Origin of the sequence: Blastochloris sulfoviridis (assembly GCF_008630065.1) — a bacterium.
GTDB lineage: Bacteria > Pseudomonadota > Alphaproteobacteria > Rhizobiales > Xanthobacteraceae > Blastochloris > Blastochloris sulfoviridis.
Genome location: NZ_VWPL01000005.1, coordinates 156,305 through 170,417, shown reverse-complemented (window position 1 = coordinate 170,417; position 14,113 = coordinate 156,305). Strand labels below are relative to the sequence as shown.

At 67.8% G+C, this 14,113-nt stretch carries 16 protein-coding genes; 7 read left to right on the top strand and 9 right to left on the bottom strand.

What is annotated here, in order from left to right; genetic code table 11:
* Positions 1 to 208: 208 nt before the first annotated feature.
* The 4 genes from F1193_RS17040 to F1193_RS04600 all read right to left on the bottom strand — a co-directional run bounded on the left by F1193_RS17040 (position 209) and on the right by F1193_RS04600 (position 2,758).
* The gene (locus F1193_RS17040) at positions 209 to 622 is read right to left on the bottom strand and encodes a hypothetical protein (protein ID WP_170263360.1); all 414 of its coding nucleotides are present in this window, start codon (positions 620 to 622) and stop codon (positions 209 to 211) included.
* 335 nt (positions 623 to 957) lie between these two features.
* A complete protein-coding gene (locus F1193_RS04610; protein ID WP_150096494.1) occupies positions 958 to 1,377 on the bottom strand; it encodes a hypothetical protein in 420 nt (139 codons plus the stop codon).
* The gene (locus F1193_RS04605; protein ID WP_150096493.1) at positions 1,377 to 1,691 is read right to left on the bottom strand and encodes a rod-binding protein; all 315 of its coding nucleotides are present in this window, start codon (positions 1,689 to 1,691) and stop codon (positions 1,377 to 1,379) included. The genes F1193_RS04610 and F1193_RS04605 overlap by 1 nt, the downstream gene beginning before the upstream one ends.
* Complete coding sequence (locus tag F1193_RS04600) at positions 1,691 to 2,758, bottom strand: flagellar basal body P-ring protein FlgI (RefSeq protein ID WP_246164124.1); 1,068 nt, start codon at positions 2,756 to 2,758, stop codon at positions 1,691 to 1,693. Before F1193_RS04600 ends, F1193_RS04605 begins: the two co-directional genes overlap by 1 nt.
* Positions 2,759 to 3,058: 300 nt before the next feature.
* Between F1193_RS04600 and F1193_RS04595 the strand changes: the two genes are divergently transcribed.
* Both F1193_RS04595 and dksA read left to right on the top strand, forming a co-directional pair.
* Positions 3,059 to 3,481 carry a flagellar assembly protein FliX gene (locus F1193_RS04595; RefSeq protein WP_150096491.1) on the top strand — a complete coding sequence of 141 codons (423 nt, stop codon included), beginning with the start codon at positions 3,059 to 3,061 and terminating at the stop codon, positions 3,479 to 3,481.
* A gap of 220 nt (positions 3,482 to 3,701) precedes the next feature.
* Positions 3,702 to 4,067 (top strand): RNA polymerase-binding protein DksA, encoded by a 366-nt coding sequence (gene dksA, locus F1193_RS04590; protein ID WP_244600176.1) that lies wholly within the window; start codon positions 3,702 to 3,704, stop codon positions 4,065 to 4,067.
* 252 nt (positions 4,068 to 4,319) lie between these two features.
* On the opposite strand, the gene F1193_RS04585 is transcribed toward dksA, so the two are convergent.
* Positions 4,320 to 5,213, bottom strand: coding sequence for a LysR family transcriptional regulator (locus tag F1193_RS04585; protein WP_150096490.1), 894 nt, complete (start codon positions 5,211 to 5,213; stop codon positions 4,320 to 4,322).
* Positions 5,214 to 5,411: 198 nt separating this feature from the next.
* On the opposite strand from F1193_RS04585, the gene F1193_RS04580 reads away from it, so the two are divergent.
* Both F1193_RS04580 and F1193_RS04575 read left to right on the top strand, forming a co-directional pair.
* Entirely contained in the window at positions 5,412 to 6,407 is a 996-nt protein-coding gene (locus F1193_RS04580; RefSeq protein ID WP_150096489.1) for an aldo/keto reductase, read from the top strand.
* 188 nt (positions 6,408 to 6,595) lie between these two features.
* Positions 6,596 to 7,663 carry an NAD(P)-dependent alcohol dehydrogenase gene (locus F1193_RS04575; protein ID WP_150096488.1) on the top strand — a complete coding sequence of 356 codons (1,068 nt, stop codon included), beginning with the start codon at positions 6,596 to 6,598 and terminating at the stop codon, positions 7,661 to 7,663.
* Positions 7,664 to 7,856: 193 nt separating this feature from the next.
* On the opposite strand, the gene flgH is transcribed toward F1193_RS04575, so the two are convergent.
* The 4 genes from flgH to flgF are packed head-to-tail and all read right to left on the bottom strand — an operon-like array spanning position 7,857 to position 11,349.
* Complete coding sequence (gene flgH / locus F1193_RS04570; protein WP_150096522.1) at positions 7,857 to 8,609, bottom strand: flagellar basal body L-ring protein FlgH; 753 nt, start codon at positions 8,607 to 8,609, stop codon at positions 7,857 to 7,859.
* Positions 8,610 to 8,650: 41 nt separating this feature from the next.
* Positions 8,651 to 9,754: a flagellar basal body P-ring formation chaperone FlgA gene (flgA, locus tag F1193_RS04565; protein WP_150096487.1), complete on the bottom strand. Its 1,104-nt coding sequence runs from the start codon at positions 9,752 to 9,754 to the stop codon at positions 8,651 to 8,653.
* Between the two features lie 18 nt (positions 9,755 to 9,772).
* Complete coding sequence (flgG, locus tag F1193_RS04560; RefSeq protein ID WP_150096486.1) at positions 9,773 to 10,561, bottom strand: flagellar basal-body rod protein FlgG; 789 nt, start codon at positions 10,559 to 10,561, stop codon at positions 9,773 to 9,775.
* A 32-nt stretch (positions 10,562 to 10,593) separates the two neighbouring features.
* Positions 10,594 to 11,349 (bottom strand): flagellar basal-body rod protein FlgF, encoded by a 756-nt coding sequence (flgF, locus tag F1193_RS04555; RefSeq protein WP_150096485.1) that lies wholly within the window; start codon positions 11,347 to 11,349, stop codon positions 10,594 to 10,596.
* Positions 11,350 to 11,663: 314 nt separating this feature from the next.
* Between flgF and F1193_RS04550 the strand changes: the two genes are divergently transcribed.
* Genes F1193_RS04550 through F1193_RS04540 form a run of 3 tightly spaced genes read left to right on the top strand, consistent with a single transcriptional unit; the run spans position 11,664 to position 14,023 of the window.
* Positions 11,664 to 12,167, top strand: a complete 504-nt coding sequence (locus F1193_RS04550) for a flagellar basal body-associated FliL family protein (protein ID WP_150096484.1) — start codon at positions 11,664 to 11,666, stop codon at positions 12,165 to 12,167.
* 12 nt (positions 12,168 to 12,179) lie between these two features.
* The gene (gene fliM, locus F1193_RS04545; protein ID WP_150096483.1) at positions 12,180 to 13,406 is read left to right on the top strand and encodes a flagellar motor switch protein FliM; all 1,227 of its coding nucleotides are present in this window, start codon (positions 12,180 to 12,182) and stop codon (positions 13,404 to 13,406) included.
* Positions 13,403 to 14,023, top strand: a complete 621-nt coding sequence (locus tag F1193_RS04540; RefSeq protein ID WP_170263358.1) for a DUF6468 domain-containing protein — start codon at positions 13,403 to 13,405, stop codon at positions 14,021 to 14,023. Before fliM ends, F1193_RS04540 begins: the two co-directional genes overlap by 4 nt.
* Positions 14,024 to 14,113: the final 90 nt, after the last annotated feature.

The window sequence follows — 14,113 nt, the reverse complement described above, 5'->3', positions numbered from 1 at the left end:
AATTTCGACGACAGTCTTGATTCTCGATGACGGTCCTGTTTCTCGACGAACGTCTTGGCGTCCGCCGTCACGGCACCCGCCGCGACAGTGATCGATTAACCCTAATCGTTGGTTAAGGCGGACGGCGCGCCAAAGGCGGCACGCATGGCGGCGGCACGCATGGCGGCGGCAAGGATGGCGGCGGCGAGGATGGCGGGGGAGGGGGCGGTCAGGCGGCGAGGTTGGAGCGCGCGGCCACGGCGCTGAGCGCTTCGCCCGATGCGATCGCCCGGGTGTAGGCGCGCAGACGCAGCAGCGCCTGGTCGGGCACCTGTTCGACCACCTTGCGGGTCCGCACGTCGATCATGCGGAAGACGACCTCGCACGACTGCGCGTCGAGCAGAACTCGGCCGTCGAGATAGTCGAAGGCGTTGGCGTACAGGGTGGCCATCTCGGCCTCGGTGCCCTGCCGCGACGGGCTGCCGGGCTGAGCCTGGGTATTGGTGCTGGGGGCTGCGGCGGTGACCGTCTGCGACGGTGCAAGCTCGGTCGGCGCGGCTTTCGGTACCGGCAGGGCGTCGTCTCGCCCGACCCCGATCTGGGTCGGGGACGAAGTCGGCTTGATCGTCAGGCCCGTGTCCATCCTGGCCTCCCGTGCCGGACGGGACGGCTGGTCCGCCCCGGGTTCCGGTGGAACCCTTCGAAGGCTCCCCGAATCACGGTGGCATGGAGGCGTTAAGCTGACGTTAGGAAGTCTGGTTAATGCCGGCTTGGGGTGATTCGGAACGGGCCGTGCGGCCGGGGACTTGCGGGATCCCGCCGCTGTCGCCCGCCGCCCCACACGCCGACGTGGCCGGTGCCTTGGCATGCGCCGGCGTGACGCGCGAGTCAGGCGCGTCATGCAGCGGGGTCGCGCCGCAGGTGCCCGCGAGGTGCCGCCCAGCGAGCGGGCTCCGGCCTGAAGGACCGGATTTCGTCTCAGCGGCCGGCCTGCGCGCGGGCGTAGGCCGCGCCATCCGCGGTGCCGGCGTGGGCCGCTCCGCCATGGGCCGCTCCGCCCTTTCGCGGCGCCAGCACCGCCAGATTGACCTGGAGCGCGGCGCGGAACTGCGCGTAGCCCTCGCGGAACTCCGCCACCAGCTCGGGGATGGCCTGTCCGATATAGGGGGCGTTGGCCTTCAGGCATTCGATGTCGCGGATGTAGCGGCGCGCAAGCATCACCTTGCCGGCCTCGATGTCGTCGAGGTGGGTGTGCTCGCCGACGCGCAGCACCTCGGTCTCCGTCTCGACCAGTTCCAGCAGCTTGTCCATGGTGTCGGCGAGACGCAGCACAAGGTCGCGTGCGGTCTCCGGGGTTTCGATGGCGACCGGGGGGATCGCCTCGGCGGGGTGGGTCATCACCGTTTCTCCTGCAGTGCGAGAATGTCGCTGTAGATCTGGTTGGCGAGGCCGATGCCGCCGGCGGCGGCGATCGATTTGGACCATTCCTCGACCATCATGCCGCGCCAGGTTTCGACGCCGCTGCCGCCGCCGAACGGTCCTTCGTTGCCGAGGCCCTCGAACATCGGTTCGAACATGGAGTTGAGGAACACCGCCTCGAAGTCCTGGGCCGCGGCCCAGATCTTCGGGTCCTTGCCGGCCGGCGCGGTGGTGACGGCGTTCGTCGCCATGCCGCCGCGCGAGATGAGCGCCGTGGAGGAAATGGACGCCATCACATCACCTCGATTTCAGCCTGGATTGCGCCGGATGCCTTGATCGCCTGCAGGATGGAGATCATGTCGCGCGGACCGATGCCGAGCGCGTTGAGCCCGTCGACAAGCTGCTGCAGCGACACGCCGGATTCGACGACCGCCAGCTTGTGGCCGTCCTCCTCCACGTCGATCTGGGTGCGCGGCGCCACCACGGTGCGGCCGTTGGAGAAGGCCTGGGGCTGGCTTACCTGCGGCCCTTCGGTGACGGTGACCGTGAGGTTGCCCTGGGCGACGGCGACGGTGGACACCCGGACGTCACGGCCCATCACGATGATGCCGGACTGCTCGTCGATCACCACGCGCGCGGTCTGGTCCGGCTCGACGCGAAGCTGCTCGACCTCGGTGAGCAGGCGCACGATGTTGCCCTGGAAGTTCTTGGGCACGGTGACGTTGACGGTCCCCCGGTCGAGCGGCTCGGCGGTGGGGCCGCCGACGAAGTCATTGATCGCCGCGGCGATGCGCCGGGCGGTGGTGAGGTCGGGGTTGCGCAGCGCCAGCCGCAGGCTGTTCATGCGCGGCAGCACGAATTCGATCTCGCGCTCGATGATGGCGCCATTGGCGATGCGGCCGACGGTGGGCACGCCGCGGGTGATCTTGGCCGCCTGACCTTCGGCCTCGAAGCCGGCGATGGCGACGGTGCCCTGCGCCACCGCATAGACATTGCCATCGGCGCCGAGCAGCGGCGTGACCAGCAGCGTGCCGCCTTTCAGGCTCTTGGAATCGCCGAGCGCGGACACCACGATGTCGATGCGGGTGCCCTGGGTGCCGAAGGGCGGCAGCTTGGCCGTCACCATCACCGCCGCCACATTGCCGGTGCGCATGGTGACGCCGCGGGTGTTGACGCCCAGGCGTTCCAGCATCGCCTGCAGCGACTGCCGGGTGAAGGGCGAGTTGTTGAGGGTGTCGCCGGTGCCGTTGAGGCCGACGACGAGGCCGTAGCCGATGAGCTGGTTCTCGCGCACGCCCTCGATGTCGACCAGATCCTTGATGCGCGACTGGGCGAGCGCGGGACCGGCGACGAGCGCCATCAGCCCGATGACGGCGAGGCGGCTCCCAAGCCGGGCAAGAAAGGACAGCATCAGGCACTCCCCACGACGCGAACAGAGACGCGAACGGACCCTCCCATGCGAGAGCCGTGCCAAGCCAAAAAAGGCCGATGATTGCTGGATCCGTGGGCAAAGGCGGGCGGTGCCGGGCGGCCGCAGCCAGGACATTTTTGCCCAGCCCGGCAAATCCTGCCCATCCGTTCACGAAGTGTTAATTATGGAAGTCCAGTGTTTCCAACGGGTCTGTTTCCAGCTCATCCGCAAGGCGGGTGGAGGAGCGGCATGCTGATCGTGGGACCGGGCAAGGCAGGCAATGTGACGGCGACCGGCCGCATGCGGCGGGCGCATGGCTCCGGCTCGGCCTTCAGCCTGGACGGTTCCGCCGACGTCTCCGAGCCGACCCGGACCGCCGCCGCCGCGCCCGCCCGCGCCCTCGACGGGCTCCTGATGGTGCAGGAGGCCGACCCGCGCGAGCGCCGCCGCCGGGCCATCGCCCGCGGCCGGACGGCGCTCGATCTGCTTGACGAGATGAAGCTGGCGCTGATGGCCGGCGGGAATCTCGGCCCGGCCCTGGCCCGGCTGGAGCAGGCCGCCGGCACCCTGCGCGAGAGTTCGGGCGAGCCGGAGCTTGAGGCGGTGATCGACGCGATCGAGTTGCGCGTCGCGGTGGAACTCGCCAAGCACAGGCGTTCCGGCGGCCGCTGACGCTGCGGCTACTCGCACGTTATGCCATTTGACGTTACGACGACATCCTTGACCGTTGATACCTCCGGTGCGGATGGCTATAAGCCTGACGCGCAACAGGATATTCTCGATGCAGAACGGTGTTACCATGGCCAATGCTTCGAGCAACGAGACGTTCGATCCGACGGTCTCGTCCATCGTGATCGATGGCAACTACCAGCCGTCCGAGCACGAGCCCTTCATGAATGAACGTCAGCGTGAGTACTTCCGCAAGAAGCTGCTCAACTGGAAGGACGACATCCTGAAGGAGAGCCGCGAGACGCTTCTCAATCTACAGGAAGAGAACCAGAACCACTCGGATCTTGCCGATCGGGCTTCCTCGGAGACCGATCGAGCCATCGAATTGCGGGCGCGGGACCGTCAGCGCAAGCTGATCGCCAAGATCGACGCCGCGCTCGACCGGCTGGAGGACGGCTCCTACGGCTATTGCGAGGAGACCGGCGAGCCGATCTCCCTCAAGCGCCTGGAAGCACGGCCGATCGCCACGCTTTCGGTGGAAGCCCAGGAGCGCCACGAGCGCCGCGAGCGGGTCTATCGCGACGACTGAACGGCCAACTGGGCGCGGATCACGGCCCGTGTCGGCCGTCCACGAACTTCGAACGCCGGCCCTGTGCCGGCGTTCGGCGTTTTGGGCGGAGGCGGCGTGCGTGCGCAGCGCTCGAATCATACGGTTCCCGGTTGATCCCTTCGGGATACCGGAAACGGTCTCGCCGAAAACCCCAGGTTGGCAGGAAAGTCTCGATAACGGGGTTTCGGCGATCGGAATACGGCTCGAAGGCTTGATCAGCCGGAAACCGTATCACCCCCGGTAGCGCAGGGCCTCGACGAGAAGGGCCAGGGCCGGCGTCGGCTGGCGGCGGCTCGGATAATAGAGGTGGTAGCCGGGAAAGGGCGGGCACCAGTCGTCGAGCACGCGCACCAGCCGGCCCGCGCGCAGCTCGGCCGCCATGTCGACCTCAAGCAGGCAGGCGATGCCGAACCCGGCGACGGCGGCGCCGACGATCAGGCCCACGGTGTTGAACGCCAGCTGGCCTTCGACCCGCACCCTGAGTTCGCGCCCATCCTTCTCGAACTCCCAGGCATAGAGGCCGCCATAGGTCGGCAGGCGCAGATTGATGCAGCTGTGGGCGGTGAGGTCCTGAGGGGTGCGCGGCGGCGGCCGCGTCGCGAAATAGCTCGGCGCCGCGGCGGCGGCCATGCGCATCTCGGGCCCGATCGGTACCGCGATCATGTCCTTGGCGACCTGCTCGCCCAGCCGCACCCCGGCGTCGAACCGTTCGGCAACGATGTCGGTCAGGCCGTAGTCGACCTCGATCTCGACCTTGATGTCGGGGTAGTGCGGCAGCAGCCTGTCGAGCGCCGGCCACAGGATGGACGTGGCGGCGTACTCGCCGGCGGTGATGCGGATGGCGCCGGCGGGCTTGTCGCGCAGCGCGCTCAGCGCGGCGAGCTCGGCGTCGATGTCCTCGAACGCCGGGCCGAGGGTCCTGAGCAGGCGCTCGCCGGCCGCGGTCGGCATCACGCTGCGGGTGGTCCGCGTCAGCAGCCGGACGCCGAGCCGTTCCTCCAGCCGCCGCACGGTGTAGCTGAGCGCGGACTGCGAGGTGCCGAGCTTGGCGGCGGCGCGGGTGAAGCTCAGCTCCTCCGCGACGGTGAGAAAGACCGCAAGGTCGCCAAGTTCGTCCCGCCGCATGGCTGATCTCCCGGCAATTCATGAATGATGGATATCAGTCCAATCTGATTTAAGCCTCTAATCACTCAAAGGGGCCAGCGCTATCTTTCGACCGTGGGGCGTCTGCAGGCGGCTGCCGTGCACATCAGACGAAGCGGCGCCCAGGCGTCCGTCACGGGCCGGCCGGATTTCGTCTCATTCATGAAAGCGATTCAGCAGATGCAAAAACGCAAGCTTGGCAGCAGCAGCCTGGAAGTCTCGGCCATCGGCCTGGGCTGCATGGGCATGAGCTTTTCCTACGGGCCGCCGGCTGACCGGCAGGAGATGATCAAGCTCCTGCGGACGGCGGTGGAGCGCGGCGTGACGTTCTTCGACACCGCCGAGGTCTATGGCCCGTTCATCAATGAGGAACTGGTCGGCGAGGCGCTGTCGCCGTTGCGCGGGCAGGTGGCGATCGCCACCAAGTTCGGCTTCAAGCTCGATCCCGCCGGCGGGCGGCGCTGGATCGGCCTCGACAGCCGGCCCGCCCACATCCGCGAGGTGGCCGAGGCGTCGCTGAAGCGGCTGCGGATCGAGGCGATCGACCTGTTCTACCAGCACCGCGTCGATCCGGCCGTGCCGATCGAGGACGTTGCCGGCGCGGTGAAGGAGCTGATCCAGGCCGGCAAGGTGCGCCATTTCGGCCTGTCGGAGGCCGGCGCCGACACCATCCGGCGCGCCCATGCCGTCCAGCCGGTCACCGCGCTGCAGAGCGAGTATTCGCTGTGGTGGCGCCAGCCGGAGGCCGAGGTGCTGCCGGTGCTGGAGGCGCTCGGCATCGGCTTCGTGCCCTACAGCCCGCTCGGCCGCGGCTTCCTGACCGGGGCGATCAGTGCTGCCACCACCTTCGATGCCGGCGACTTCCGCAATGCGCTGCCGCGCTTCTCGCCGGAAGCCCGCGCCGCCAATCAGGCGCTGGTCGATCTCCTGGCCGGCATCGCCCGGCGCAGACAGGCCACGCCCGCGCAGATCGCGCTGGCGTGGCTGCTGGCCCGCAAGCCGTGGATCGTGCCGATTCCCGGCACCACCAAGCTGCACCGCCTGGAGGAGAACATCGGCGCGGCGGCGCTGGAGCTTGCGCCCGACGATCTGCGCGAGATCGACGCGGCCGCCGCCGCGGTGCCGGTGCAGGGCGCGCGCTATCCCGAGGAACTGGAGGAGATGACCGGCCGCTGAGGTGCCAGCGGCGCGGCCGACTGGCCGCGGCGACCGCGCGCCTCATCGACGGGACGCCACCATTGATGAGGCCTGATCCGGCCGGAGGTCCGGCCCACCGACGACCACCATCCGCGGCGAGGCGTTCGGTTGCCGCGGGCCAACGAAGCCCGTTCCTCACACGCCATAAATCAGGAAGACCGCAAACCATGTTCAGCTGCGTCGGATTTGCCGCCGAAGATCCCACCAAGCCGCTTCTGCCCTACACCTTCAACCGCCGCGATCCCGGGCCTGAGGACGTCGCCATCGAGATCCTCTATTGCGGCGTCTGCCATTCCGACCTGCACACGGTGCGCTCCGAATGGCCCGGCACGCTCTATCCCTGCATTCCCGGCCACGAGATCGTCGGCCGAGTGATCGCGGTCGGCGATCAGGTGAAGCGCTTCAAGGTCGGCGACCTCGCCGCGGTCGGCTGTCTGGTCGATTCATGCCGCACCTGTCCGAGCTGCCGCGAGGGGCTCGAGCAGTATTGCGAGACCGGCTTCGTCGCCACCTATAACGGCCCGGACAAGGTGCTGGGCGGCCACACCTTCGGCGGCTATTCCAGCCACATCGTGGTGACGCAGGACTTCGTGCTGCGCGTGCCCGACAATCTCGATCCGGCCGCCGCCGCGCCACTGCTGTGCGCCGGCATCACCACCTATTCGCCGCTCAGGCACTGGGGCGCGGGGCCGGGCAAGACGGTCGGCGTGGTCGGCCTCGGCGGCCTCGGCCACATGGCGGTGAAGCTCGCCCGCTCCATGGGCGCCCACGTCACGCTGTTCACCACCTCGCCGTCGAAGATCGCCGACGGCCAGCGCCTGGGCGCCGTCGCCGGCGTGCTGTCGACCGATCCGGCGGCGATGAAGGCGCAAGCGTCGCGCTTCGACCTGATCATCGACACGGTGGCCGCGCCGCACGACATCAACCCCTATCTTGCGCTCCTGAAGCGCGATGCGACGCTGGTGCAGGTCGGCGCCCCCGACAAGCCGCTGCCGGTGAACGCCTTCAGCCTGATCTTCAGCCGCCGCAACTTCGCGGGCTCGCTGATCGGCGGCATCAAGGAGACGCAGGAGATGCTCGACTTCTGCGGCGCCCACAACATCACCGCCGATATCGAGATGATCCCGATCCAGCAGATCGAGGATGCCTATGTGCGGATGGTGAAGTCGGACGTGAAGTACCGCTTCGTCATCGACATGGGCTCGCTGAAGGGGGCGGCTGCGGGCTGGCAGTGAACGCCGCTGCGGCAGCCATAGAACGGAAGCGCGGTCCCCGCGGGGAGAGCGGGGACCGCGCGCCGATGCCGTCGCACTTGGGGAGCAGACGGCGGGGAGGGCTCGGCCGCGATGCGGCCGGTAGGTTCGGGCGAAGGGTGACGCGAAACCTGTACCTCTTCGCCCGCGGGCCGAGGCCCGCAACGGGGTGCCGTCAGAACGGCAGGATGATGTCCATGACCTGCTGGCCGTAGCGCGGCTGCTGGATGTCGGTGATCTGGCCGCGACCGCCATAGGCGATGCGGGCCTGGGCGATCTTTTCCGACGAGATGGTGTTGTCCGATTCGATGTCCTCGGGCCGGACGATGCCGCCGACGATCAGCTCGCGGATCTCGAAGTTCACCCGGATCTCCTGCTTGCCCTCGACCACCAAGTTGCCGTTCGGCAGCACCTGGGTGACCACGGCGGCGACGTTGGTCTCCAGTTCTTCCGAGCGGGTGACGGTACCCTTGCCTTCGCTGACCGAGTTGGAATCGGTCGATAGCAGGGTCGAGGGAATCGCGGCGCCGAGGATCGGCAGCTTGTTCTTGCCGAGCATCGCCTCGAGATTCGTCTCCTCGGAATTGGTGCGCTCGCGCTTGGTCTCGTTCTCGATTTCGGCCTTGTCGGTGAATTTCACCTTGACGGTGAGAATGTCGCCGACCTGCTGGGCGCGCTGGTCCTTGAAGAAGGCGCGCGAGCCGTTCCGCCACAGCGAATTGGGGCTGTAGGAGGCGGGGATCGGGTCGGGCATCGGCATCTGCACCGGCTTGTAGCCGGGCTGGGAGGTGGGGTTGTCGATCGCCGAAAGCGCCGGCTGCTGGCCGACATTCGCCAAACGGTCGAACGCGGCGCAGCCGCCCAGGGCCGCAGCCGACACGCTAACGAGCGCCAGCCGTGCGAGCGAGGAGGACAGGGGCCGGGACATGAGGGGCCAGGACATTGGATACGCCTTTCGGAAGCGACGGCTCAACTGCGGGGCTCGGCCGAGGGGGCAAGCCCGGACGCGGGACGGATGATTTCGGTGCGCACCGGGGTGGATCGGATCGAGCCGGTTACGGTCGGATCGGTCGGCAGGACGGCGCTGGTCGTGACCGCGGTGGCCGACACTCTCACCGTGCCGGGGGCGGTGACGACACCCTGGATGATGCGCTTGGACTGGAGATTGGTGACGCTGACCGTCTCGCCTTCGCCGCCCGACGAGTTCGCCTTGCCGCGGGTCGAGACCGTGACGCCCGGCGTCTCGAACACCAGCGTGACGAGGTCGTTGCGCGTCACCAGATCGGGCTTCATCAGGTCCGAGGCGCGCAGGAGCTGGCCGGCGGCCAGCGCCCGCCGCGGCGCCATGCCGAGGGCCGAGTCGGGCGCAATGAAGCCGTCCGCGCCAAGCTCGGTGCGCGGGCGACGCTCGATGACCACGTCGGTCGGCCGCAGCATCTCGCCGCGCGCCACCGCACGGGCCAGCACCACCGCCTCCACCGTCGCGACCGCGGCGCCGGTGATGCGCGTCGCCTGCCGGCGCAACGCCTCGGAGCCGGGAAGGTCGAGGGTGGCATCGAAGCGGCCGGTGCGCGGGTCGTAATAGAGGTGCTTCACCTGCAGCTCGCCGGTGACCGCTTCCTCGACCTGCAGCGTCTGCGGCTGCCGGTCGAGTTTGATCAGCAGATCCTTGGCGCGGGCGGCGCCGGTCTGGGTGGAGATGGCGTTGGCCAGGGCCGCCTTGATGTGGTCGGGGTGGATGGCGCGGCTGCGGCGGGTGACCACCACGTCCGACAGGCCGCGCGTGTCGAGCGCCGACAGGCCGAACGGCTTCAACGCCTCCAGCACGCGATCGATGCCGACCGTGCCGGTGGTGCCGAGATCGGGCGCGCGAAAGACTGGAACGCTGCCGACCGTGCCGGCATTCTCGACGAGATCGCCAATCCGCACGAGGGCGCCGGTAATCGACACCGACGAGCGCAGCATGGGCGGCTGCAGCTCGGGAAGCTGCGCGGCGCTGGCCTGCGGCTGGGCGGCAGCGCTGACGAGAACCGCCGACAGCAGCGCGGCAACTCTGATCGTGACGTTCATCATGGCGCTCACCTCTCAGGTTCAGCGCGACAGGTTGGCAGTGGCCTGCGACATCTCGTCAGCCGCGGTGATGACGCGGGCGTTCATCTCATAGGCGCGCTGGGCGGAGATGAGGTCGGTCAGTTCGGTGACCGAGTTGACGTTGGCCGCCTCGAGGTAGCGCTGCAGCGTGGTGCCGAAGCCTTCCGAGCCGGGCGTGCCCTGCTGGGGCGAGCCGGAGGCCGCGGTCTCCAGGAACAAATTGTCGCCGATCGCCTCAAGGCCGGACTTGTTGACGAAGCGCGAGAGCTGCAACTGGCCGAGCGTCGTCGACGCGGTGGCGTTGCCGATCACCGCGGTGATCTGCCCCTGCGAGTTGATGGTGATGTTGCTGGCATTGTTGGGGATGGTGATGCCGGGATCGACCGTGTAGCCGTCCACCGTCACCATCTTGCCGTTGGCGTCGAGCTCGAACGAGCCGTCGCGAGTATAGGCGGTGCGGCCGTCGGGCAGCTCGATCTGGAAGAAGCCCTCGCCGCGGATGGCGACGTCGAAGTCGCGATCGGTGGAGGTCAGCGTCCCCTGGCTCATGATGCGCGAGGTGCCGGCGGTCTTGACGCCCGAGCCGATCTGCACGCCGGTTGGCACCATGGTGCCCTGGTCGGAGGTCTGCGAGCCGACGCGGCGCAGGCTCTCATAGAGCAGATCCTGGAATTCGGCGCGCTGGCGCTTGTATCCGGTGGTCCGCATGTTGGCGATGTTGTTGGAGATGATGGAGACGTTCAGCTCCTGGGCCATCATGCCGGTGGCGGCGGTGTGCATGGCGCGCATGGTCGAACCTTTTCTCGGACGGTTGGCGGGGGTCAGGACTGGACTTCGGCGAGCGTCTTGATGGCGTCTTGCCGAAGCTCGTCTTCGCTTTTCATCAGGGCGGCGAGGCTGGCGTAGGACCGCGTCACCTCCATCATCCGGGCGATCTGGATGACCGACTGGACGTTCGACTGCTCGATGGCGCCCTGCACGACGCGCGTGGAGGCCAACTGGGCCTCGGCGGGCTGGTTGCCGCGCCAGGTCGAGACGCTGTCCTTCTCTAGCGAATTGAGATCCGAGAAGCGGGCGAGCTTGAGCTTGCCGCGTGTCTGCGTGCCGGTTCCGTTGACGGTGGTGATCGTGCCGTCGGTGGCGATGGTGATGTCGGTGTCGGTCGGCTCGAAGCGGATCGGCCCGGATTCGCCGATGACCTGGTAGCCCTCCTGCGTCACCAGCTCGCCGTCGCTGCTGATCTGGAAGCTGCCGTTGCGCTGGTAGCGCTCGCCGCTGGGGGCCTGGACGGTGAAGAACGCGTCGCCATCGATCGCGAGATCGAGCGGATTGCCGGTCATCTTGAGCGCGCCCGGCGTGTGGTCGTGCGCGGTGGCGCGGTCCTGGACGTATGAGACGGTGGCGTCCGGATTCTGGAAGCTCTCGTCGCGCGCCACCGGCATCAGGTATTCTTCAAAGAGCACGCGCTCGCTCTTGAAGCCCGTCGTCGTCAGGTTCGCCAGATTGTTGGCAATGACATCGAGCTCCCGGCGCAGGGCGACCTGGCGCGAAAGCCCGATGAGAGAGGTATTCTCCATCGGTCTGCTCCCCACGGGATCGCCCAACTCCCCAGCGAGGCGATCCCGGGGCCAACTAAGCAGCCGGCGTGCCAACCCGGAAATTCATTTCTCGGCATATGCTTATCGAGAACGGCCGTTCGAATTTGTGCGGCAATAAACGCCGTGTTTACCATGTTGACCCGGCAGGAATTGCCGAGCGCAAGCATTCATTAACCAATCCCGCCATAAAGTTAATTCGTTGGCGCAAGGGGTCGTGCGCCTGCGGCGGGCCTGCCCGCGCGCGGCCGGCCCCGCGTGCCGTCGAAGGCGACAAGACGGACAACGGGACCGACATGGCCAAGAAACCGGGCAAGGCCGACAGCGAGCGCGAAGACGGCGCGGCGGACGGCGAGGCGCCTGCCGGCGGCGGCAAGAAGAAGCTGATGCTGATCGGCGCCGGCGTGCTGGTCCTGGCGCTCGGTGCGGGCGGCTTCTTCTTCTTCAAGGGCAAGGGCGCGGAGCACGCCGAAGACGCGAAGCCGGCGGCAAAGCCGGTGGTGTTCTTCGAGGTGCCGGACATCACGGTGAACCTCGCCGGCAATCCCAACCGGCCGCTCTACATGCGGGTCAAGGCGGTGATCGAGGTGCCCGACGCGGCGACGCTCGAAGCGCTGAAGCCGATGATGCCGCGCGTCGTCGACGCCTTCCAAGTGCATCTGCGCGAGATGCGTCAGACCGACCTCGAAGGCTCCGCCGGCATCTACCGGCTGCGCGAGGAACTGACGCGGCGGGTGAATACCGCCATCGCCCCGGCGCGCGTCAACGCCGTGCTGTTCAAGGAAATCGTTGTCCAGTGAGCGGATCCAGTCATGGCCGGCATGAATGATATCGATCAGGACGCGCTTGCCGCCGAATGGGGCATGGCGCTGGAGGAACAGGCCAAGGGCGGCGGCGGCGGTCCCGGGGTTGCGGCGCAGCCGGCCGATCCGGGCAGCGAGGGCACCGACGACTCGATGGCCGCGCAGTGGTCGGCCATGGTCGATGACGGCGGCCAGTTCCTGCAGGCCGCCAAGGGCGGCGCCGAGCGCATCCTGAACCAGGACGAGATCGACAGCCTGCTCGGCTTCAGTCTCGACACGCTGAACTTCGGCGACAATTCGGGCATCCGCGCCATCATCGACTCGGCGATGGTGTCCTACGAGCGTCTGCCGATGCTCGAAATCGTCTTCGACCGCCTGGTGCGGCTGATGACGACCTCCTTGCGCAACTTCACCTCCGACAATGTCGAGGTCTCCCTCGACCGCATTACCTCGGTGCGCTTCGGCGAGTATCTCAATTCCATTCCGCTGCCGGCGATCCTGTCGGTGTTCAAGGCCGAGGAATGGGAGAACTTCGGCATCTTCACCGTCGACTCGGCTCTGATCTACGCCATGATCGATGTGCTGCTCGGCGGCCGGCGCGGCCAGACCGCGGTGCGCGTCGACGGCCGCCCCTACACCACGATCGAGATCAATCTGGTCAGGCGGATGATCGAGGTGGTGCTGGCCGATGCCGAGCAGGCGTTCCGGCCGGTGTCGCCGGTGCACTTCAACATCGACCGGCTGGAGACCAATCCGCGCTTCGCTGCCATCTCGCGGCCGACCAATGCCGCCATCCTGGTGCGGCTGCGCATCGACATGGAGGATCGCGGCGGCACCATCGAGCTTCTGGTGCCCTATGCGACGATCGAGCCGATCCGCGAGACGCTGCTGCAGATGTTCATGGGCGACAAGTTCGGCCGTGATCCGATCTGGGAAGGCCACCTCGCCACCGAGATCTGGCAGGCGGAGATCGCCATAGACTCCGTGCTCTACGAGGCCGAGCTGCCGCTGTCGCGCATCATGTCGCTGAAGGAAGGCGATACGCTGATGCTCGACATCAAGCCGGATGCCCTCGTCAAGGTTCGCTGCGGCAACGCGGTGCTGACCGAAGGCCGCATGGGCCGGGTCGGCGACCGCGTCGCGGTCCGGGTCGCCCGCCCGCTGCGCAAGTCGAAGACCACCCTCGCAATGTTCGAAATGGCAGACGCGTCCAAGAAGCGGATGGAAGCAGCATGACCGGATCCTGGCTCGGCATGGCAATCGAGTTGATCGTCGCCGGCCTGTTGGCGACGACCATTGTCTATTGCGTTCTTCTCAACAAGCGGCTGACGCGGTTGCGCAGCGACGAGCGCGCGCTGAAGCAGACCATCGGCGAATTGATCAATGTCACCGAGAGCGCCGAGCGGGCGATCGCCGGGCTCAAGGCGACGGTGCGCGAGTGCGACGCCAACCTCGGTGACCGCATCCGGCTGGCCGAGCGCTTCACCGCCGAGATGGACAGGCAGCTTCGCGCCGGCCGCGACGTGGTCGACCGCATCGTCCAGATCACCGACGCGGCGCGCCCCACCGTGATGGCGCCGCGGCCGGTGCCGGCGGTCGCACCGCCGGTGAGCATCGAGCCTGTCGTCGCGACCGCGACGAGGCGGGTCGAGGCTGCCAGGATCGAGGCTGCGAGGATCGAGGCCAACAAGATCGAGCCTGCCAGGATCGATCCTGCGAAGCTCGAAGGCTTCGCCGGTGCCGGCCTCGCCGCCTTCCGGGCTGCGGCCGAACGCCGGCCGATGAACACCACGGCCACCCTGCAGACGGCGCAGGCGCTGGCCGAGCGCAGCCGCCAGCGGGCGGTCGGCTAAGCTTCATGCGAACTCCGGCCCACTGGGCCGGAGAGGCGTATTCCGCTCGCCGCGGATCCCGTTCCGACCGGCGGATGTTCGGCGAGGCCG